19 protein-coding genes and 1 riboswitch are annotated in these 21,016 nt (G+C 68.7%); of the genes, 14 read left to right on the forward strand and 5 right to left on the reverse strand.

Features of this window, described 5'->3' with window-relative positions; all coding sequences use genetic code 11:
- The first annotated feature begins 120 nt into the window (after positions 1-120).
- Positions 121-981 (forward strand): helix-turn-helix domain-containing protein, encoded by an 861-nt coding sequence (locus LW840_RS03785; RefSeq protein WP_291276434.1) that lies wholly within the window; start codon positions 121-123, stop codon positions 979-981.
- On the opposite strand, the gene LW840_RS03790 is transcribed toward LW840_RS03785, so the two are convergent.
- Positions 978-1,976 carry a site-specific integrase gene (locus LW840_RS03790; protein WP_291276435.1) on the reverse strand — a complete coding sequence of 333 codons (999 nt, stop codon included), beginning with the start codon at positions 1,974-1,976 and terminating at the stop codon, positions 978-980. The genes LW840_RS03785 and LW840_RS03790 overlap by 4 nt on opposite strands.
- A gap of 784 nt (positions 1,977-2,760) precedes the next feature.
- Entirely contained in the window at positions 2,761-3,612 is an 852-nt protein-coding gene (locus tag LW840_RS03795) for an MOSC N-terminal beta barrel domain-containing protein (RefSeq protein ID WP_291261859.1), read from the reverse strand.
- 104 nt (positions 3,613-3,716) lie between these two features.
- Here LW840_RS03795 and LW840_RS03800 point away from each other — a divergent pair, with 104 nt between their 5' ends.
- The 10 genes from LW840_RS03800 (at position 3,717) to LW840_RS03845 (ending at position 14,758) form a co-directional block, all read left to right on the forward strand.
- Positions 3,717-5,120 carry a pitrilysin family protein gene (locus tag LW840_RS03800; protein ID WP_291261858.1) on the forward strand — a complete coding sequence of 468 codons (1,404 nt, stop codon included), beginning with the start codon at positions 3,717-3,719 and terminating at the stop codon, positions 5,118-5,120.
- Positions 5,120-6,571: a pitrilysin family protein gene (locus tag LW840_RS03805; RefSeq protein ID WP_291276436.1), complete on the forward strand. Its 1,452-nt coding sequence runs from the start codon at positions 5,120-5,122 to the stop codon at positions 6,569-6,571. Before LW840_RS03800 ends, LW840_RS03805 begins: the two co-directional genes overlap by 1 nt.
- A gap of 10 nt (positions 6,572-6,581) precedes the next feature.
- The gene (locus LW840_RS03810; RefSeq protein ID WP_291261856.1) at positions 6,582-7,538 is read left to right on the forward strand and encodes a rhodanese-like domain-containing protein; all 957 of its coding nucleotides are present in this window, start codon (positions 6,582-6,584) and stop codon (positions 7,536-7,538) included.
- A gap of 102 nt (positions 7,539-7,640) precedes the next feature.
- The gene (gene purE / locus LW840_RS03815; protein ID WP_291261864.1) at positions 7,641-8,129 is read left to right on the forward strand and encodes a 5-(carboxyamino)imidazole ribonucleotide mutase; all 489 of its coding nucleotides are present in this window, start codon (positions 7,641-7,643) and stop codon (positions 8,127-8,129) included.
- Positions 8,126-9,331: a 5-(carboxyamino)imidazole ribonucleotide synthase gene (gene purK, locus LW840_RS03820; protein ID WP_291261855.1), complete on the forward strand. Its 1,206-nt coding sequence runs from the start codon at positions 8,126-8,128 to the stop codon at positions 9,329-9,331. The genes purE and purK overlap by 4 nt, the downstream gene beginning before the upstream one ends.
- Before the next feature lie 49 nt (positions 9,332-9,380).
- Positions 9,381-9,758, forward strand: coding sequence for a hypothetical protein (locus LW840_RS03825; protein WP_291261854.1), 378 nt, complete (start codon positions 9,381-9,383; stop codon positions 9,756-9,758).
- Positions 9,759-9,762: 4 nt separating this feature from the next.
- On the forward strand, positions 9,763-10,998 hold the full coding sequence (locus LW840_RS03830) for an acetate kinase (RefSeq protein ID WP_291276437.1): 1,236 nt from the start codon (positions 9,763-9,765) through the stop codon (positions 10,996-10,998).
- A 234-nt stretch (positions 10,999-11,232) separates the two neighbouring features.
- Positions 11,233-11,308, forward strand: a riboswitch (SAM riboswitch).
- 59 nt (positions 11,309-11,367) lie between these two features.
- On the forward strand, positions 11,368-12,741 hold the full coding sequence (locus LW840_RS03835) for an O-acetylhomoserine aminocarboxypropyltransferase/cysteine synthase family protein (protein WP_291276438.1): 1,374 nt from the start codon (positions 11,368-11,370) through the stop codon (positions 12,739-12,741).
- Positions 12,738-13,772 (forward strand): alpha/beta fold hydrolase, encoded by a 1,035-nt coding sequence (locus tag LW840_RS03840; protein WP_291276439.1) that lies wholly within the window; start codon positions 12,738-12,740, stop codon positions 13,770-13,772. The genes LW840_RS03835 and LW840_RS03840 overlap by 4 nt, the downstream gene beginning before the upstream one ends.
- Complete coding sequence (locus tag LW840_RS03845; RefSeq protein WP_291276440.1) at positions 13,769-14,758, forward strand: homoserine dehydrogenase; 990 nt, start codon at positions 13,769-13,771, stop codon at positions 14,756-14,758. The genes LW840_RS03840 and LW840_RS03845 overlap by 4 nt, the downstream gene beginning before the upstream one ends.
- A gap of 60 nt (positions 14,759-14,818) precedes the next feature.
- Here the strand turns inward: LW840_RS03845 and LW840_RS03850 are convergent, their stop codons facing one another.
- Complete coding sequence (locus LW840_RS03850) at positions 14,819-15,976, reverse strand: P1 family peptidase (RefSeq protein ID WP_291276441.1); 1,158 nt, start codon at positions 15,974-15,976, stop codon at positions 14,819-14,821.
- A gap of 11 nt (positions 15,977-15,987) precedes the next feature.
- On the opposite strand from LW840_RS03850, the gene LW840_RS03855 reads away from it, so the two are divergent.
- Genes LW840_RS03855 through LW840_RS03865 form a run of 3 tightly spaced genes read left to right on the forward strand, consistent with a single transcriptional unit; the run spans position 15,988 to position 18,470 of the window.
- The gene (locus tag LW840_RS03855) at positions 15,988-17,079 is read left to right on the forward strand and encodes a hypothetical protein (RefSeq protein WP_291276442.1); all 1,092 of its coding nucleotides are present in this window, start codon (positions 15,988-15,990) and stop codon (positions 17,077-17,079) included.
- Positions 17,080-17,087: 8 nt separating this feature from the next.
- Positions 17,088-17,624 (forward strand): cyclic pyranopterin monophosphate synthase MoaC, encoded by a 537-nt coding sequence (gene moaC, locus LW840_RS03860; RefSeq protein WP_291261847.1) that lies wholly within the window; start codon positions 17,088-17,090, stop codon positions 17,622-17,624.
- 48 nt (positions 17,625-17,672) lie between these two features.
- The gene (locus LW840_RS03865; RefSeq protein ID WP_291261846.1) at positions 17,673-18,470 is read left to right on the forward strand and encodes a transglycosylase SLT domain-containing protein; all 798 of its coding nucleotides are present in this window, start codon (positions 17,673-17,675) and stop codon (positions 18,468-18,470) included.
- 4 nt (positions 18,471-18,474) lie between these two features.
- On the opposite strand, the gene LW840_RS03870 is transcribed toward LW840_RS03865, so the two are convergent.
- The gene (locus tag LW840_RS03870) at positions 18,475-20,175 is read right to left on the reverse strand and encodes a lytic transglycosylase domain-containing protein (protein WP_291276443.1); all 1,701 of its coding nucleotides are present in this window, start codon (positions 20,173-20,175) and stop codon (positions 18,475-18,477) included.
- A 174-nt stretch (positions 20,176-20,349) separates the two neighbouring features.
- A complete protein-coding gene (locus LW840_RS03875; protein WP_291267392.1) occupies positions 20,350-21,015 on the reverse strand; it encodes a response regulator transcription factor in 666 nt (221 codons plus the stop codon).
- Position 21,016: the final 1 nt, after the last annotated feature.

Here is a 21,016-nt window from a genome sequence, read left to right on the forward strand (position 1 = left end):
CTGTAAGGGGTCTAGCGTTTCTGAGGCTTGCTCAGGAGGTACGGTAGGAAGGCTCGGGGCTTCCGGCTACGTAGAGAGATAGTAGATTTCCGGAATCTTTACTCCGGGAGTCTGGATACCATGGCGAAAGCCAAGCCGCCGGCGCCGTCTCACGTGGGCCCCTCTCCGGCCGTTCGTGCGCGCAAGAGTAGGAGGGGAGGACCGAACGCCGGACGCGGGGGGGAAAGCGGCCGCGCGTTCCGCGCGCAGCTGCAGGTACTTATCGCACGTGCCGGCTCTCAAGAACGCCTGGCGCGTCAGTGTGGTCTGTCCCTGCAGACCGTGAACGATTGGAAGAACGGCAAATCGCTCCCCGGCTTCGAGCAGCTCTTGAAGCTCAGCGACTCCATGGGGGTGACGCTCGACTGGCTCTGCCGCGGACTAGGCCCGGAGTCCCCGACGATTTCTCGGAGCCAGGAGAGTCTCGAGGTCGACCTTTCACGGTACGTGGTCGAGGCGGTGGCGCGCGAAGAGGGCCTGCCGGTCGCAAGCGCACACGTTGACCTCCGCATCGACGCGCAGTGGCTCTTGCAGACGGTAACCGCGCGCGTCCTCGAACGGTTCCGGTCGACACGGAAGCAATTCGTTGCCGACGCGGACAGGGAGGTTCGGAGCCTGCAGGCAATGAACTACCTCGAGGACCTGAGCTACTTCCTCGCGACTCAGACACGAGACCGGCCCCTCAGAGAGCAAGCAATCGGAGCGCTTCTCCGTCTCGGAGAAGATCTACTCCGAGGGATCCCCGACGTGGACGACAAGTACTCGCAGGAACCTGGTGTGTGGTTCAAGCGCTCCCGGACGGCCTACGAGGTCCTTTTGCCGAGCGCCGAGGCAGTCCTTCAGGCGTTCTCCGTGGCCCACGAAAAGGATCCGGTCGTCGAAAGTCTGCGGCGTCTCTCGCGCGCGCGTCCGAACTCGAAACGCGGGGTGGTGGGGAGCTAGCGTGCGGCCTGTTTCCCGGGTTGCAGGAGAGCGGAGAGCTCCTTCGCGACTTCGTCAGCCGCCTCCTGGCGCACATCCCGTCGCGCCTTGGCGTATCGTTCGCTGGTGCGGGTCTGTGTATGACCGAGCAGGGATGCGATGAGAATGAGGGAATGCCCGGCGTCTGCGGCCGTCGCGCCGAAGCTGTGCCGTAGATCATGGATGCGAACGCCCTCCAGCTTGGCGTGTGTGCGTACCGCCTCCCACAGCCGCCGCGGGACACCGATCGGCCGATCCGTCTCGACGGTCGCCGTGCGCTTGGCGCCGAACCCGCGGCGTGACGAGGGAAAGACGAAAGGCGAGCCGTCCACGCGCGGCAGCTCCTCTAGGAGCAAAAGCGCCGCCGCACCGATCGGCCGCACGGCGCGCCCGGTCTTCGTGTCCCCGAGTATGGCGACAGCCTTCGCCTTGTCGATAGCGTCCCACCGGAGGGCGCAGACCTCCCCGATTCGCCACCCCGAGAGCAGCGCGAAGCGGAGCGCCCCAACGGCGAACGGATCGGCCTTCACCGGCTGATCGGCGCTCTTCGGCCGGTGCTTGGTCTTCTTGCCCTTCACTTTCAGGCGGTCGGCCGGCGGGAGCCCCACAGTCTCCGCGAGGCGTAGCGCCTCCCCGAACCGCTGAATTTCGTCCGGGGTGAGGTAGCGCTCGCGCTCTTCCTCCGGGAAACGCTCAACCCCGCGCGCCGGGTTGCTCAGCCGCGGAATCACGCCGTGGACTTCACACCAGCTGAAAAAGCTTCCCAGAATCGCCACCAGGCGGTTTGCCGTGGTGGGGGTGGTGTGCAGCTTCCGGTGGAGGGCATCGACCTGCGAGAACGTGACTTCAGGGACCTTCGTCATCCCCAAGGCCGGGCGCGCGTGGGTCTCCCAGAGCCGGCGGTACTGCCGTAGCGTCTGCGGCTTCTTCTTGGTCGTGACGTGGTCTTTGAGCCAGTCTTCGACTTGATCGCGCATTCGCGGCACTTCCCGGTCTTGCCGAAGAGATTCCCGGCGCCCTGAGGCCGGATCTCCTCCCCGGACGATCGCACCCCGAAGGCGCTCCGCTTCGCGCCGCGCGCCGGCTAGGGACAGCCCGCGCGCATCCCCCATGGTGTAGCGCATCGGCGCCCCACGGCGCCCCTCACCCGGTCGACGGTACTGCAGAATCCAGGTGCGCGCTCCGGCCGCGGTCAGCATGAGTTCCAGACCGGTGACCCCGCCTACCGTGACATAGCGCCGGCCTTTTGCAGGCGGCTTAAGAGCGGCCACCTGCGTTGCTGTCAGACCCCGCCCCCCGCGGCGCCCGGGGGCGACAGTGACCGGTTTAGCACCCGGTGTAGTGACTTGTGCAGGTCCGGGCGACTGCGATTGGGTGCGCATGATGACGGAATTTCCTCATCGGAGGTTCGACTGCGGATCTACACCGGATCTACACCGGATCTACACCGAGCCCCGAATGTGGCCAAAATGCCGTGAAAGCGCCAGAACGAGAAATGTGCCAGAACTAGCACACAGACAACGGTTTACGGACCCTTCACTGAAGGGAAGGAAGTACCCGGAAAGCCGGGTGCTGATATCTGTTAATCACCCTGTCGGGGGTTCGAGTCCCTCCCCGGGAGCTGTTGAAAATTCACGACGTACGAAGACGGCCCGCCTCCAGAGCGCGGGCCGTTTTTCGTTTGGATCTACACCGGTGCTACCACGGCGCAGCTGGGCACCGCTGTACTGCGCCGTATGTGGTCGCGCCTGTGGCGACGGGTCACCGGGTCTCGAGCACGGTGACGGCGTCGCCTACCGCGAGTGTCCCCGGACCGGCGTGCGTGGCGTTCACGCCGAACACGACGCCATCGTCGGTGCGCCGATAGTCGGCGAACGCGCGCAACGGCTCGCCCCCCTGTGCGAGCGAGTCGGGGTCCACCGTGGTGAGGACACAGCGGGTACAGAGCGAGCCCATGCCCAGCGTCACGTCGCCCACGGTCACGCGGGTCCAGCGATCTTCCTCGTGCGGTTCGAGGTGACTCAACCACACGTTGGCGCGAAAGCGTCGCCGATCGAGGGGCGCCGAGGATCCGGTCTCGAGGAGCCGCAGGTTGAGCGCGTCCACGCTCGGCAGCCCCAAAACGAGCAGCGGCGCCCCATCGGTGAAGGCCACGCGCCGGGCCTCGTGGGGCAGCGGGCCGGCATACTTGCGCTTGAGCGGCCGCGACGCGTCGTCGTCGAGATGCACCAGACGACAGGCACGCCCGATCACGTCGCTGCACCAGTCGGCGGCGTCATCGCCGGCGTCGAGCGCCAGTGTGGCATCATCCCACACGAACACCGGCCGCGCCATGGCGTCGGCCCCGGGCACCGGCGCCGTGAAGGTCGTGTGGCGCGGCGCGTCCAGCACCAGCGCGCCGTGGCGATCGGCGGTGGCGAAACGCGGGGTGATATGCAGCAGCGCGTGACACTCGCGCGCCGTTATGGCCTGCCCTCCCCCATCCACGAGCAGCCATCGACGATCCCCCACGGCGCCGCGGTCATCGAGCGGCATCTGCTCCACCGCGATCCCGGCGGCTGACTTGAGCGGATACACGGTGAGTCCGGCAACACGGGGGGTGGACGTCGTCATGCGGCAGGCGCTCCTCGGCGCGTACGGTGAGAGTACCCGTAGAAATAGACCGGGGTACATTTCCACCGCTACCCGCGATCTCCGGAATTCCCCCGACTGCCCTCATGCTTCGACTGCCCCCGCGATACCACCGCGGCATTGCACCGCTGGCGTTCGCCCTGCTGCTGGCCGTGCCGGGACTGGCCGCCCGCGCCCAAAAGGCGCCAACCATTCCCCACCAGAAGTACACCCTCCCCAACGGGCTCGAAGTCATTCTGCACGTGGATCGCTCGGTGCCCATCGTGGCCGTGGAGGGGTTCTACAAGGTGGGGTCGGGCGACGAAAAGCCGGGGCGCACCGGCTTCGCGCACCTGTTCGAACACGTGATGTTCATGGGGTCGCAGAACGTGCCCGTGGGCAAGTTCGACGAATGGCTCGAAGCCGCCGGGGCCAGCAACAACGGTTCCACCAATTTCGACCGCACCAACTATTACGAGACGGGACCGTCGAATGCCCTGCCGCTCATGCTCTGGCTTGACGCCGATCGCATGGGCTGGCTGCTGCCAACCATGGATCAGGCCAAGCTGGACCTGCAGCGCGACGTGGTGAAGAACGAGCGGCGTCAGGGGGTGGACAATGCGCCATACGGCAAGGCCGACGAAACGATTCTTCCCGTGCTCTTCCCCAAGGGGCATCCGTATTCGTGGGACGTGATCGGCAGCATGGACGACCTCAGTGCCGCTGCGCTCGACGATGTGAAGGCGTTCTTCCGGCAGTATTACGCCCCGGACAACGCGACCATCACCATCGCCGGCGACTTCGACCCGGATTCCGCCAAGGCGTGGGTGGCCAAGTACTTCGGCCCCATCCCCCGCGGTACGGCCAGCATCACGCGCCCCGTCGCGCCGGCGGTGACGCTGACGCGCGACTCGGTACTGGTGCTCGAGGATCGTGTGCAGCTTCCGCGGGTCTACTACACCTGGCACGGCGTCAAGGCCTTCAGTGCCGATGACGCGGCGCTCGATGCGCTTGCGGAGATCCTGGCCAGCGGCAAGAGTTCGCGCCTGTACCGTACGTTGGTGTACGAGAAGCAGCTCGCGCAGGACGTGCGCATGTCCAATGCGTCGCAGAAGCTCGACGGGTTCATCCAGTTGGTCGTGACCGCCAGGCCCGGGGTGGCGCCCACGGAGGTGGACGCCGAGATCACGAGTGTGCTGAACGCGCTCATTGCCGGTGGCGTGACCGACCGCGAACTCACACGCGTGAAGAACGGGGTACGCGCCAACACCCTCGACGGGCTGGCAAACGTGGCCAGCAAGGCCTTCCGCCTGAGTTACTACAACTACTTCACGGGGACGCCGGATTTCCTGGCGCAGGACCTGGCCAGGTACGAGGCGCTGACCCCGGCGGCGGTCCAGCGGGCCGCGCGCACGTATCTCGCCGGCACCCCTCGGGTGGTGCTGAGCATCGTGCCCGAAGGGAAGACCGCCCTGGCGTTGACCACGGCCACGCTGGGAGGGATCAAGTGATGCGCTCCCGACTGTTCTCACTGGTGGCCCTGTCGCTCCTTGGTGGCACGCCCCTGCTCCACGCCCAGGGCGCGGCGCTACCGGCCAGCACCACGCCGCCCAGGCTCGCGGCACCCAAGGCACTCCAGTTGCCCACCATGGTGGAGCGCACCCTGCCGAACGGGCTCCGGCTGGTCATCGTGGAGCAGCACGAACTCCCGGTGGTGGACGCACAACTCGTCATTCGCACGGGCACTGAAGCCGATCCGGCCGGCAAGGCCGGGCTGGCCACCCTGACCGCCAACATGCTCGACGAGGGGGCCGGATCGCGCGATGCGCTCGCGCTGGCCGAGGAAATCGGCTTCCTCGCGGTGCGCCTGGGCACCTTCGCGGCACTCGAACAGAGCACGGTGTCGCTCCACAGTACCCGCACCACGCTCGACAGCGCCATGGCCCTGATGGCCGACGTGGTGCTGCGTCCCACGTTCCCCGAGAAGGAGTTCACCCGCCTCAAGAGCGAGCGGCTGACGGCCCTGCTGCAGGAGCAGGATCGCGGGCCGGCCATGGCCGATCGCGCCTTCTCGGCGCTCGTGTTCGGCGAAGCCCACCCCTACGGCCGAAGCGTGAACGGCACCCGTGAAAGCGTGGAGCCCATGGGACTCGACGAGGTGAAGCAGTTCTGGCGCACCTACTATCGCCCCAACAACGCGACGCTCGTGCTGGTGGGCGACCTGTCGGTGAACGAAGCGCAGGCGCTGGCCACGGCGGCGTTTGGGGGCTGGGAGCGTGGCACGGTGCCGCCGGTCACGTACGCCAGGGCGCAGGCGCCCTCGTCCACGAGCATTCACATCGTGGACAAGCCCAAGGCGGCGCAATCCAGCTTCCGTATCGGGACCATCGGGGTGCCACGCCGCACCGCCGACTACTACCCGCTCATGGTCATGAACACGGCGCTCGGCGGTTCCTTCACCTCGCGGCTGAACAACACGCTGCGCGAGGTGAAGGGCTATACCTACGGTGCCGGCTCGTCGTTCAGCATGCGGCGCGAAGCCGGACCGTTCACGGCCCGGGCCGAAGTGGTGTCGGCCAAGACCGACTCGGCCCTCATCGAATTCATGAAGGAGCTCCGCGGCATGCGGACGCCCATGCCCGCCGACGAGCTGGCGAAGGTGAAGCGGTATCTTCGCCTCGGGTACGCCGACGGGTTCGAGAGCACCAGCGACATCGCCTCGCAGGTGGCCGGTCTCGTGCCCACCGGTTTGCCGCTGTCGACGCTGGGCGCCTTCGACGCCGGCATCGCGCGCGTCACGGCGGCCGATGTGCAACGCGTGGCCGCGCGGTACCTCGATCCCACGAAGTTGCGGATCGTGATTGCCGGTGATCGCGCCAGCATCGAGCCGGCACTCAAGGCCACCAAGATCGCCCCTGTAGATGTCCGCGACATGCGCGGGCGCCCGGTCCTCGTCCCCTGACCCCCGACTCATGACGTCCCTCTTCGCTCGGCGCCTCACCCGCGCCGCCATGGCCGCCACGGTGCTGACGGCGCTCGCGTGCCGGGCGAGCGCGCCCGCCTCCGCGACGTCCGGCCGCACGACGCCGCCCAATGCGCGTGGCGCCAACGCCGCTCCCATGCTGGTCAGCACGGCCTGGGTGGCGGAGCACGCCGCCGATCGCGATCTCGTGATCCTGCATGTGGGCACCAAGGCGCAGTACGACAGCAGCCACGTGGCGGGCAGCCGGCACGTGTCGCTCGACGACATTGCCCTGCCGCAGCAGCCGGGGAGCCTCACGCTGCAGATGGCCGGCACCGAGCAGCTCACCGCCTGGGCCGTGCGCAACGGCATTGGTGACGGCACGCGGGTGATCGTGGTGCCGCACGACGTCAACCTGCAGAGCGCCACGCGCGTGTTCTTCACGCTCTCGTACCTGGGTGCCGGTGACCGCACCTCGCTCATGGACGGCGGCTTTCAGGCGTGGAAGGGGGAGCAGCGGGCAGTGAGCTCGTCCGCCCCGGCTGCGGCCCCCAGCGTGACCTTCACGCCACGCGTGCGCCCCGAACTCATCGCCCTCGTCGGCCAGGTGGAAACGGCCACGCAGGACAAGTCACGGCACATCGTGGACGCGCGGCTCACCCGCTTCTACAACGGGGACGGCGGCGGCTACCCGCGTCCGGGCCACATTCCCACGGCCGTGAACATCCCCATCTCCAGCGTCAGTGTGAACGGCTTCTTCCGACCGCGCGCCGAGTTGGAGGCGTTGTTCATGGCACAGCAGGTAGACCGCAGCAAGCCGGTCATCACCTACTGCCATATCGGCCAACAGGCCACGCTGCTCTGGTTCGTGGCCACGCTGCTGCAGCGGGACGCGCGCATGTACGACGGCTCCTTCCAGGAATGGAGCGGCAGCACCCGGCCCATCGTGGCGCCCGGGGGCAAATAGGCGCGGGGCGGCCCCCTTCCGGGTGAGGGTACTTTTCCCCCGTCCCCTCACTCCGGAGACCGCGTGACCCCTGCTGCTCCCACACCGCTCGTCGGTGTGGTCATGGGCAGCGCGAGCGACTTCGACACGCTCGCGCCGGCCTGCGACATTCTGGCCGAACTAGGCATTCCGTACGAGGCGCGCGTGGTGTCGGCGCATCGTACGCCCGACTGGCTCTTCGAGTACGCTGAGCAGGCCGGAGCACGCGGACTGCGGGCCATCATTGCTGGTGCAGGGGGCGCCGCGCATCTCCCCGGCATGCTGGCGGCGAAGACGCTGGTGCCCGTGCTGGGCGTGCCGGTCGTGGCGACCCCGCTCAACGGCATGGACGCCCTGCTGAGCATCGTGCAGATGCCGGCCGGCGTGCCGGTGGCCACGTTCGCGGTGGGCAAGCCGGGGGCGGCCAACGCCGCCCTGTTCGCCGCGCAGCTGCTCGCCGCGCACGACGAGGCGCTCCTGACGCGTCTGGCCGACCGTCGCGCGGCCAAGGCCGCGGAAGCGCTTGCCCGTCCGCTGGACGCCCCGCACGCCATTCGCCCCGCCGCCACGTGACCGCCACCGCCGCACCGTCGCCCATCCTTCCCGGCGCCACCATCGGCTTCCTGGGCGGAGGACAGCTGGGGCGCATGACGGCGTTTGCCGCGCGCTCGATGGGCTACGACATCCAGGTACTCGACCCCGAAGCGGCCTGTGCCACGCGCCCGGTGGCGTCGCGCACCATCACGGCCACCTACGACGATGTGGAGGCGGCCATTTCCCTCGCCTCCGAGTGCGACGTGGTGACGCTGGAAATCGAGCAGATCCATCCCGACGTGCTCGATGCCGTGGCCGCACGCTGCGCCCTGCGCCCGGGACGCGAGCCGGTCTACATCATTCAGGATCGCATTCGCCAGAAGCAGTGGCTGGCGGCGCAGGGGTTTCCGCTGGGGCGCTTCGTGGCTGCCACTCGGGCCAGCGACATTGCCGATGCCGTGAGCACCTTCGGCCCGTGCATCGCGAAGAGTACGCACGGGGGGTACGACGGGCGTGGCCAGGTGCGCCTGCGCGAGGCGGCCCAGGGCGCGGATGCCTGGGACGCGCTCGGCGCCCGCGCGTGCCTCGTGGAGCAGATGGTGGACATCCACTACGAGATTTCGGTCCTGGTGGCCCGCTCGCCGAGCGGCGCGGTGGCGGTGTACCCGCCGTCGCGCAACCACCACACGAGCGGGGTGCTCACCTGGGCGGTGGTCCCGGCGGTGATCAGCGACGCCATGACCGTGCGCGCCCAGTCGCTCGCGAAAGCCGTGGCCGAGCGCATCGGGATCGTGGGCCTGCTGGCGGTGGAATGCTTCGTGACCACCGCGGGCGAACTGCTGGTGAATGAGCTCGCCCCACGTCCGCACAATACGTATCACCACAGCGAACGGGGCGTGGCCACGAGCCAGTTCGAGCAGCTCGTGCGCGCCATCTGTGACCTGCCGCTTGGCGCCACCGATGTCTTCGCGCCGTCCGCGATTGCCAACCTGCTGGGTGACGTGTGGCTGCAGGACACGGCGCCCAATACCTCGCACGCGCTCGCCATTCCCGGGACGCGCCTCCACCTGTACGGAAAAGCCGGGGCCCGCGCCGGCCGCAAGATGGGCCATCTCTCGGCGATCGGCACCGATGCGCAGGATGCGCTGGGTCGCGTGCTGGAGAGCTATCGTCGGCTGTCACCGGGTACGGTGGCCAGCTTCGATGTGCACGAGCCGGTGCTTGCCCACGTGACCTCCTGACTTCCCCCTTCGGACGGAACCCTCGGCTCTTCCCCCCGGTTAACTGCACATGTTTCCACGCGACTTCTACGAGATCCTGCACATCATCGGTATCGCCATGCTGTTCCTGGCGATCGGTGGCGTTGCCACCCACGCCGCCAACGGCGGCACCAAGGCCGAGAGCAAGACGCGCGGCCTCATGAGCAGCATGCACGGCATCGGTGCCCTGCTCATCCTGGTTGGTGGCTTCGGCATGCTGGCGCGCATCGGCTTTCAGCACGGCAGCAACTTCCCCGGCTGGCTCTGGGTGAAGATCATCGTCTGGCTCGTGCTCAGCGCCATCGTGCTGCTGCCGTATCGCAAGCCGGCGCTCGCCCGGCCCTTCATTTTCCTGCTGCCCCTGCTGGCGGGCGTGGCGGTGTACATGGCGCTCTACAAGCCGTTCTGACGGCATGAACATTCTGGTGCTCAACGTCGGCTCGGCGACCGTCAAGTTCCAGGTGGTGGTCACCGATGCAGAGCGCATGGCGAACGACGATGACACCAAGCTGTTGCGCGGCCAGATCGAACGCATTGGCGGCGAATCAGTCATCACCGTGCGCCACGCCGACGGCACATCGCGCCGGCAAACGGCCGCGCTGCGCGACATGCGGGCAGCTGTCGACTGGCTGGTGGGGCACGTCACCTCGCCCGAGAGCGGCACCGGTCTCGCGGCGCGGGCCGACATTCACGCGGTGGGGCATCGCGTGGTGCACGGTGGCGAGCAGTTCCGCCGCAGTGTGCTCATAGACGATGCGGTTCTGCAGGGGATCGAGGACAACGTCGAACTGGCCCCCCTGCACAATCCGCACAACCTGCGCGGCATTGAAGCCGCGCGAACGGCGCTTGGCGCCGGCGTGCCGCAGGTGGCGGTCTTCGATACCGCGTTCCATCACACGCTCCCGGAACAGGCGTACCTGTACGCCATTCCCTACCCCCTGTACCGGCGGCACCGGATTCGCCGCTACGGCTTCCACGGCACGTCGCACCGCTCCATCGCCTACCGCTACCGCAAGCTCACGGCCCGCGCACGCGCCGATGTCCGCATCATCACGCTGCACCTCGGCAACGGTTGCTCGGCGTGCGCCATTCAGGGCGGCGTGTCCATCGATACCAGCATGGGCTTCACGCCGCTCGAGGGGCTCGTGATGGGCACGCGATCGGGAGATCTCGACGCGGCGCTGCTGGACTTCATTGCCGCGAAGGAAGGGCTCTCGCTGTCACAAGTGGAAGCGATGCTCAACAGCCAGTCGGGGCTGCTGGGAATCTCCGGACTCACCAACGACATGCGCGACCTGCTGGCGGAAGCCAACGAGTTGCAGGATCGTCGGGCGCGACTCGCCATCGAGATCTTCTGCTACCGGGCGCGCAAGTACATCGGGGCCTATCTCGCGGCACTTGGCGGCGCCGATGCGGTCGTATTTGCGGGCGGCATTGGCGAGAACAGCGCCGAGATCCGGGCGCGCATCTGCGCCGGTCTCGAGTGGGCGGGGCTGCACGTCGACGCGCAGGCCAACGGTGCACTGGTGGGAGGCAAGGAAGGCCGCTTCTCGGTGGAGGGCTCGACGCTGGAGGCGTGGGTCGTGCCCACCGACGAGGAACTGCTGATTGCGCGGGATACGTTTCGGGTCGTGAGCGGAGGGACGTAGGCGGGTGCCCGCGGCGTCGCGACTTGATTTCGCGCTCCAGTCTGTCGATACTACAGGTGTACGCGGCGATTTTCCCGATTTGACGGGCCGCGCACTCAGCACCAGCGGTGCTGACCATCCGTCTAAGTCGCGGTCCTGACGGCCCTCGACGATGCGAATCGGCGAGGGCCGTCGGCGTTTCCGGCAGCTCCGGCGCGAAAGTCGCCACGCACGACACAACCGAAGACCGCACCATCCCGGTGCCGTGGTGATTTGCCGCCGATTGCCGCCACGCTAAACAAGGAGCTAAAACAGCGAGTGCGCCCGGCGGCCCTCCGTCCGGGCGCGTCGTGTTGTCTGGCGGCACTACTCCCTGGGAGAGTGCCTACGATGTCCGATGCATCCGTTGCCCGCCCGCTTGCCGCCGACACCATAGCGCTGCACGCCGGCCAGGAAACCGCTGACCGTGCCACGGGCGCCCGTGCCGTACCCATCTACGCCACGAGTTCGTTCGTGTTCGACAGCCCCGAACACGCCGCCGATCTCTTCGGCCTGAAGGCCTTCGGCAACATCTACACCCGTATCATGAACCCCACCACCGATGTGTTCGAGCAGCGCATGGCCGCACTCGAAGGCGGGGTGGCCGCCGTTGGCGTGGCGAGTGGCCAGGCGGCGCAAACGCTGGCCATTCTCAACCTCGCCGAAGCCGGCGACAACATCGTGGCCTCGCAGTCGCTGTACGGAGGCACCGTCTCGCTCTTCGCCAACACCCTGCCCCGCCTCGGCATCCGCACCCGCTTCGTGAACATCCACGATCTCAAGGCGGTCGCGGCAGCCATTGATGAGCAGACGCGCGCCCTGTACGTGGAGACGGTGGGCAACCCGGCACTCGATGTGCCCGATCTCGAGGCGCTCGCCAGGCTGGCGCACGAGTTCAACCTGCCGCTCGTGGTGGACAACACCTTTGCGCCCGTGCTGGTGAAGCCGCTTGCCCACGGGGCCGACATCGTGCTGCACAGTGCCACCAAGTGGATTGGCGGCCACGGCACGAGCATTGGTGGCGTTATCGTCGATGGCGGTCGTTTCGACTGGGGCGGCACGGCACGCTTCCGCAGGTTCTACAGCGATCCCGAGCCGGCGTATCACGGCCTGCGTTTCGCCGAGGCGTTCGGCAATGTGGGTGGCGCCAACATCGCCTATGCCATCCGTCTGCGGGTGCTGCTGCTGCGCGACATCGGGGCGGCGCTCTCGCCGTTCAACTCCTTTCTCTTTCTCCAGGGACTGGAGACGCTCCCGCTGCGCATCCGGCAGCACAGCGCGAACGCACTCAAGGTGGCGCGGTTCCTCGAATCGCATCCAGCCGTCTCGTGGGTGCGCTATCCCGGGCTCCCCTCACACCCCACCCACGCCAACGCGGCGCGCCAGCTCCGCGCAGGTTTCGGCGGCGTGCTCACCTTTGGCGTACGCGGCGGAGAAGCTGGGGCGCGACGCTTCATCGAGGGCACCACGCTCTTCTCCCTGCTGGCCAATGTGGGCGACGCCAAGAGCCTCGTGATCCATCCGTGGACCACCACGCACGAGCAGCTCTCCGAGTCGGAGCGTCAGGCGGCGGGTGTCACGGCCGACCTCGTGCGGCTGTCCATCGGGCTCGAGGACGCCGACGACCTCATTGCCGATCTCGATCGGGCGCTCGCCGCGGCCATCGGCACCGAAAGCGTGCGCACCGCCACGGCCGGCCCGCAGCACGCGGAGAGCGCGGCGTGACGGCTCGGGGTTCGGCAGACACGCCGCCGGTGGTGGACGACACCATCGCATGGCAGCACGTCGCGCTCGAAGGCGGGGACGTCGTTCCCCACGTGCGCGTGCGGTACCAGCTGGAGGGCACGATCAATGCCGCGCGCGACAACGTGGTGCTGGTCGTGCATGCGCTCACCGGCACCGTGCAGGCCAGCACATGGTGGAAGGGGGTCATTGGGGAGGGTGCCGCCATCGACCCCACAAAACACGCCGTCCTCTGCGCCAACCTGCTCGGCGGGTGCGACGGGACAACGGGACCGCGCCGCGATGCCCCCGATGCACTGCCGCCCATCAGCACGCGTGATCAGGCGGCACTGCTGGCCCGCCTGCTCGACGCCCTCGACGTGGAAGCCCCGCTGCTGGTGTGCGGCGGGTCGCTGGGCGGGATGGTCACACTGGAGTTTGCCGCCAGCTTCCCGCATCGCGTGCGCAGTGCGGTGTGCCTGGCAGCGCCGGCCGTGCAGACGGCCCAGGGGCTGGCGTGGAATGCGCTCATGCGCCGCGCCATGGAACTGGGGGGTGCACGCGAGGGGCTGGCGCTTGCCCGCATGATCGGCATGCTCAGCTATCGGACCCCCGAAGCACTCGAACGCCGGTTCGGGCGCACGAAGGATGAACGGGGCGCATTTCAGGTCAACGCGTGGCTCGACGCGCACGGCGACCGTCTCGTGGAGCGCTTCGATGCCGCCAGCTATGGCGCGCTGCTCGACGCCATGGATGGACACGATGTGGGGCGCGGACGGGGGGGCGTGGCGGCCGCGCTGGCGCCGGTGGCCGATCGCCTCATTGGCGTGGGCATTCCGGGCGATCAGCTGTACCCCGACCATGCCGTGCGCGAATGGGCGGACGCGTGCGGCGCGCGCTACCTCGATCTGCCGTCGGTCCACGGCCACGACGCGTTCCTGCTCGAGGTGGAGCGCGTGGCGCGCATCATCCATGGCGCGCTCACCGGTGCCCGCGCGCGCGAACACGATGTGGCGTGGGGAGCGCAGCCATGAGCCGTGCTCCATCTGCGCCATTGCGCATCGCCCTTGCCGGGTGCGGGCATGTCGGCGGCAGTCTGCTCGACCTGCTCACCCAGCGGCGGCTGGCGGCAGCGCCCGGGCCCGACGTGCAGGTGCAGCGCGTGCTGGTGCGCCATGCCGCACTCGCGCGCCCGGCCTTTGCACGCGCGGTTCACGCCGGCCTCGCTGCCACGACCGCACTCACCGCCGACGTCGGTGCGCTGCTCGACGACGACATCGATGTCCTGGTGGAAGTCATTGGCGGGACCACCACCGCGCGTACCCTGGTGGAAACGGCGCTCGCGCGCGGCGTGCGGGTGGTGACCGCCAACAAGGCGCTACTTGGCGAGCGGGGGGCCGCGTTGCAGGCGCTCGCCGCGATCGGCAACACTCGGCTCGATTTCGAAGGCGCCGTGTGCGGGGCCGTCCCGGTCGTGCGCTGTGTGCGTGCGGGGGCGGCCGGTGTGGGCATTACCCGGGTCAGTGGCATCCTCAACGGCACCAGCAACTACGTGCTCGAACGCGTGGCCCGGGGCGAGTCGCTGGCCGAGGCCGTGGCCGCCGCCCAGCAGTTGGGGTACGCCGAGGCCGATCCCACGCGCGATCTCAACGGGCAGGACGCCGAGGACAAGCTGCGCATTCTGGCGTGGCTCGCCTTTGGTGTTCCCCCTGACTCACTGTCGGTCACGCGCCGCGGCATCGATGCGGAGTCGGCGGCGTGGGCTGCACGGGTGGCCGCCGAAGGCGACCGGGTCAAGCTGCTGGCGACCGTGGCCCGCGAGGAGGGAGCGCAGGTGGCGCGCATTCTCCCCACGCGTGTCCATGGCACGGACCCGTGGGCGCAGGTCGCCGGTCCCCGCAACCGCATTGTTGTGGAGAGCGACTCGGCGGGCGCACTGGTGTTCGAGGGGGCCGGCGCCGGCGGGTTGGCGACTGCGGGGGCCGTGCTGTCGGATGTCCTGGCTGGTGCCGGCGGGTAAGGGACACCGAGCCGGCCGGAGGGCCGACCGCACCGTGCAGGCGGTTGGCCCGCGGGGGCATCAGCGTCCGATGCCGCGTGCTCGCAGCAGGGTGCGCACCGAATCCACCGGCAACGGACGCACCGTACCGGCGCGGCTCGACACCGGCGTGGCCATGAGCAGGGCGTTGTAGAGCGCCTCCTCGGTGGCCTCGGTGACCGCCTGGAAGAGCGCCGACATGGCGTCATTCCCCAGTTCGTCGTTGGTGGACAGCGCCGCATCGGGATTGCGCCGCACACGCGGGCTGGTGGAAAAGGCCAGCACATAGTCGCCCGAGCCGTTGGAGGCGCTCGAGCCGGTCCGCGCGAGGCCCATGATGGCGCGCGCCCCGAGTCGCTCGAGATTGCGCGCCAGCAGCGGCGCATCGGTGGCGATGACGATCATGCACGACCCGTCGCCCCGTTCCGCGTGGGCGTCGCCCGGCCCGCCCGCGCCACCCGGGCGCAAGGGGGCCACGTCGCGCTGAAAGGCGTACCGGCCAAGCAGTGGCCCAATGGGTACCCCCGCCATCTGCAGCACGCCGCCGTAGTTCCCCTGGACCAGCACCCCCACCGTGTGACCACCCAGCGATGCCGGCAACACGCGCGAGGCGGTGCCGATTCCTCCCTTCCAGCCGAACATCACGGTGCCGTGCCCCGCACCGACACTGCCTTCGGCGACGGTTCCCGTGTTCGCCGACTCCAGCGCCTGCACGACGGCGCGGCCAATCCCGCCCCGCCAACGGGTGGCGTTCAGCTGCCCGTCGTTTGTTTCGCCCACGATGGGATTGATGGAGCGGACCGACGCATTCTCCGGCTTCTGCAGCATCCACTGGGCGAGGGCATCGCCTGCCGGCCAGATGCACAGCGTGCAGGTGAGGAGAATGGGCGTCTCGACTTCGCCAAGCTCCCGGAGCTGCGTCACCCCCAGCAGCTTGCCGAAGCCGTTGCCCACATGAAGTGCCGCCGGCACCCGCTCCCGATAGAGATCGCCGCCATGGGGCACAATGGCCGTGACCCCCGTGCGCAGCGAATCCCCCTCGGATACCGTGGCGTGCCCCACACGCACGCCGGCGACATCGGTGATGGCGTTGAACGGCCCGGGAGCGAAGATCCCCGGTGCCAGACCAACGGTACGGGCCCGCACCTGGGCCGAGAGCATGGCCGGGGCCAACAGGCCGACGAGCAGAAGGGAGCGCATTATGTTGAAAGATGCCCTTCCGTCCCCTCTACGGCCACCACGCCGTTCGCGCCCGGTTGCGTGCCGCCGCGGGCGACGGCCGGTTACCGGCCAGCCTCCTGTTTCAGGGGCTGCGTGGCGTGGGCAAGCAGCGGCTGGCGCTGTGGCTGGGGCAGTACCTGCTGTGCGAACGCGCCACGACCGAGCGGCTCCCCGACCCGTGCGGCAATTGCCAGCACTGCCGGTATGCCGAACGCGGCGTACACCCCGATCTGCACTGGTTCTTTCCGCGGCCGCGGTTCAAGGACAAGGATCCCGACGTCGAGGACGTGAAGGCCGACCTGGGCGAGGCCATTGCCGAACGGCTGGCCGCCGACGGCCTCTACGCGCCGCCGCCAGGCACGGAAGGCCTGTATGTGGCGGTCATGCGCGCCCTCATCCGTATGGCCGCCAACCGGCCGGCGATGGCGAAGGGGGTCGTATTCGTGGTGGGGGATGCCGAACGCATGGTCACGCAGGAAGGCGCCGACCAATCGGCCAACGCCTTTCTCAAGCTGCTCGAGGAACCGCCCCCGGGGGTCACGCTCATCCTGACCACCAGTGAACCGGGCGCGCTACTCCCGACCATCAAGTCGCGCGTCGTGTCGGTGCGTGTCCCCACGTTGCCGCGCGCTGACATGGAGGCGTTCCTGGCCGATGCGGCCGTGGCGCGCCAGCTGTCCCGCGCGCCACACGAGGAATTGCTGGCGCGCGCCGGGGGAGCGCCGGGGGTGCTCTTCGCCGGTGACGGGACGGCCGCCGCCTTTGCCAACGCGCGCGTCCTGCTGGAGGCGGCGCTCGCGCCGCGTACGCCCGACGGAACGGTGGTGCGCATCAAGGCCGCGGCGAAGCAGGGTATGGCCGGTGCGCGCGGCAGCTACAGCGACACGCTCGACGCCCTCACGCATGTGCTGCACGCGCGGGTGCAGCAGCTCGTGAAAGCAGGCCACGAGAGCGACGCGCGACGCACCGCGAGCGTCATGACACTCGTGGAAGCAACCAAGACGAAGGTGCAACACAACGTGAGTCCCAACCTGCTGACCGCCTCGCTCCTGCAGGCGATGCACCGCGCGCTCGTACCCTGAACGCCTCCATGACCCACTCCAACGACGTGCCGCCTCCCGCCCCTGCCGCCCCACATCCGGAGCTCGCGCGCGAGTTTTCGCACGTGGATCGGGCAGGAAATTTTCAGATGGTGGACGTGGGCGACAAGCCGATTTCCGTACGGTCAGCGCGCGCCAGCGGGTCCATCACGATGCAGCCGGAAACGTTCAACCTCATACGGGACAATGGGTTGAAGAAAGGCGACGTCATCCCCGTGGCACGGGTGGCCGGAATTCAGGCAGCGAAGCGGACAGCAGAGCTCGTCCCCCTCTGCCACCCGCTGCCGTTGTCGGGGGTGGAGGTTCGGATTAACCTCGATGCATCTCTGCCTGGCTGCCAGGTGGAGGGTTTTGTCAGAACCACCGCCCAGACTGGGGTGGAGATGGAAGCGTTGACCGCCGTGTCCGTGGCGTTACTCACGATCTACGACATGGCCAAGGCGGTCGACCGGACGATGGTGATTTCCAACATCGTGCTGCGCGAAAAGCGCGGCGGCACGAAGGGGGACTTCACCGGGAGTCCGTGAATGACCCGATGAGACAGAGGACCCATGCACGATCTTGCAGATACAGCAGTGACCGCTCCACAGCAGGAAGCGCTGGTACGTCGCGAACGCCTCCTGCGGCGACGGGCGCAGCGCCGGATCCGTCAGGCCATCGTGGCCTCGGCCGCGGCATTCACCGGTGTGCTGCTGCTCAATCGTGAGGGGGCGCCCGCCGACAGCGTGGCGACCACCTCCACCAGCGCGCCGGCCGCGCCCCCCGCTTCGGCTCCCGGCAGCATGTCGCTGCTGCGCCCGGCCCCCTTGGCGGCCCAGCCCATCTGGCGGCGCCCGGGCGAAATCCTCAAGCGCGAGAAGACCGCGGCGGCGCCGGCCTTTGCCTTCGGCACCGACCCGCGCCTCAAGGAGCGGCACGAGTCGCTCAATCGCTGGCACCACATCTATAACTACAGCGCGCAGTACCGCATCAAGCCCGATCTCGCGCGCCGCATCTACGACGCCGCCATCGCCGCGGGCATCGAGCCGGAGCTTGGCTTCCGCCTTGTGCGGGTGGAGAGTGTGTTCGACCCGAAGGCCGAAAGCCCCGCCGGCGCCCTGGGACTCACCCAGCTCATGCCCTCGACCGCGCGCGTGTTCGAACCCAACGTGACGCGCGAGCAGCTGCTCACCGCCGACGTGAACCTGCGCATCGGGTTCCGCTACCTGCGTGGCCTCATTCGCGAGTACAAGGGCGACCTCAAGCTCGCCCTGCTGGTGTACAATCGCGGCCCGGTGGCGGTGGGCCGTGCGCTCGCCATGGGGAAGAGCCCCGCGAACGGCTACGAAACAATTGTGACCAAGGGCTACCGCGGCCGCGGCACGCTGGACTAGCCCCCTACTGCTTCTTTTTGGACGTGGATGAGGCGACCCGCTTTGGCTTGGGGGTCGCCTTCTTCTTTGCCGCCTTGGCCTTTCCCCCAGACTTCTTCACCGTGGACTTCTGTGATTTCGCCTTGGCCGCTTTCGCCGTGCGGCGCGAAGACCCCGCCGTTGTGGATTTCCGCACCTGCAGCGTCTGCCCCGCCAGAATGCGCGAGCCACGAAGCCCGTTCATGGCCTTGAGCTGCGATTCCCGCAGCCCGTAGCGCCGGGCAATCCCCCCCAGCGTTTCCCCGCGACGCACCACATGTACGCCACGCGCCGTGAGCGCGCGCGTTCCGCCGCTGCCACCATACTTCTCGAGTGACGGATCGGGGATGTCCCGGGCGTCGGCCAGCACCTGCTCCTGCGGCACCCGCAGCGTCTGCCCCGCCACGAGCCGCCCCTTGCGCGCCGTCCGCCAGGACGGATTGAACCAGCGCAGCTGCTTGAGCGACACACCGTGGCGGCCCGCGAACGCCGCCGGCGTCATGGCCTCCGTGACCTTGGCGGTGCGATAGCCGCGCAACGCGTCCACGGGCACGCTGTCCAAGGTTGCCCGCAACGCCTCACCGCGGCCGGCAGGAACACGCAGCCACACCTCCGCGTCCGGCGGAGTAATGCCGCGCAGCAGCGCCGGATTGAGCTCCCGCAGCACGCCGTCGGCCACGCCGCCATACTGCGACACCGCGGCCAGGCTGGTACCCGCCGCAGTGCGCACCGAGTCATAGGCGTAGGCCGGCAACGAGTCGATGCGCAGCCCGTACCGCGCCGGCATCTTCGCGACCAGAGCGGCCGCGATGAGCTGCGGCACGTAGTTCTTGGTCTCGGCGCGCAGATAGTCCTGCTCGGCCAGCGCAAAGAACCGATCCTCGCCCTCCGCCCCCTCGAGCTCCTCGGCAAATCGGGTCAAGCCGCGGGACACCCGCCCCGGGCCGCCGTTGTAGGCGGCGGCGGCGAGGTACAGTGAGCCGAATTGCCTCTGCAGCACGCCAAGGAAACGGATCGCCCCATCGGTGGAGCGCGCCGGGTCGCGGCGCTCGTCCATCCACCAGTCCACCCGCATGCCCACGTCGCGCGCGGTGCTGCTCATGAACTGCCACATCCCCACCGCCGCCGCCCGCGAGTATGCGTGCGGGTCGTACCCGCTTTCAATGAGCGCCAGGTAGGTGAGATCCTCCGGCATACCGCTCGCCCGCAACTTGGAGCGGATCATGGGCTCGTAGCGGGTGCCCCGGGAAAGCCGGGCGGCAAAGCGCTCCTTGGCCTTGCTGCTGAACAGCTCCACGTAATGCTCCACCCGGTCGTGCGTTTCGTAGGCCCGCACGTCGATGTCCCACACGGGCCCTGCGCCAACCGCGCCCGCGCCGGCGTCCGCGTCCCCCGCCACCACCGCCGACGAGTCGCCGAACACGGCGATGGCCGCCCGGACCACATCGTCCGGCGTCGCCGGGTCCGTCCCCATGGTCCGTGCCGGGGTGAGGGGCGTCGGTACCGCCGTCTCCCCCGCCACCGGTTGCGGGGTGGCCGGGATGGGCTGGGGAAGCGGCGTGCTGGGGGGACGGTAACCGCGACAGGCCGGCAGCAGCGCCAGCAGCACGAACGGCAGAGCGCGCACGAGCCGCGTGCGCCACGCCGCGGGGAACCGTCCTGCCGGGAGGGTGAGGGCAGGATTCACACGAGGGAACCTATGTGGAGGGACCACGTTCGGACACCGGCGGTCGCCCCGCGTTCCTTGGCCGACAACACACGACCGGTGCCTGACCTGCGGACCGCAGGCCACGGCGGCCGTCGGTGGGCCGTGGTGTTGCCCGACCGTGCGGGGGTCTTCACCACCCGTGCCCGGCCCGCATCAGCCCGCCTCCACGATCCCCGCTTCCAGCGCGAAGCGGGTCAACCCCGCGACCGAGTGAATCTGCAGCTTGCGCATGAGGCTCTCACGATGCGCCTCGACCGTGCGTCGGCTGATGCCCAGTTCGGCGGCAATGGCCTTGTTGGTCAGGCCGCGCGCCACGCCGCCCAACACCGCGCGTTCTCGCGGCGTGAGCAGTTCGAGTTGCAGTGCCGGGCTGTGCTCCGGCACCGCCTCCGCCACCGCCAGACGGCGCACCACGGCGGGACTGAAGAAGGTCCCGCCGGCGTGTACCGCGCGAATGGCCGCCCGCAACTCTTCGCCGGCCGAGTCCTTGAGCAGGTACCCGTGCGTCCCAATGCGCACCCCCTCGCGCACGTACTCCCCCTGATCGTGCATGCTGAGCAGCAACACCTTCGCCGCCGGGAGCAGCTCACGGACGCGCGCGGCGGCCTTGAGCCCGGTTTCCTCGGGCATGGTGATGTCGAGCACCACCACATCGGGCCGATGTTCGAGGGCGAGCTCCACGGCCACGCGCCCGTTGGAGGCTTCGGCCACCACCTCGATGAGCGGATCGGCATCGAGCACGTAGCGCAGCCCCTCGCGCACGAGCGCGTGGTCGTCGGCAATGAGCACGCGGATGCGGGCGGGCGTGGGGGTCGTCATC

Source organism: Gemmatimonas sp. (genome assembly GCF_021298855.1).
Classification (GTDB): Bacteria; Gemmatimonadota; Gemmatimonadetes; order Gemmatimonadales; family Gemmatimonadaceae; genus Gemmatimonas.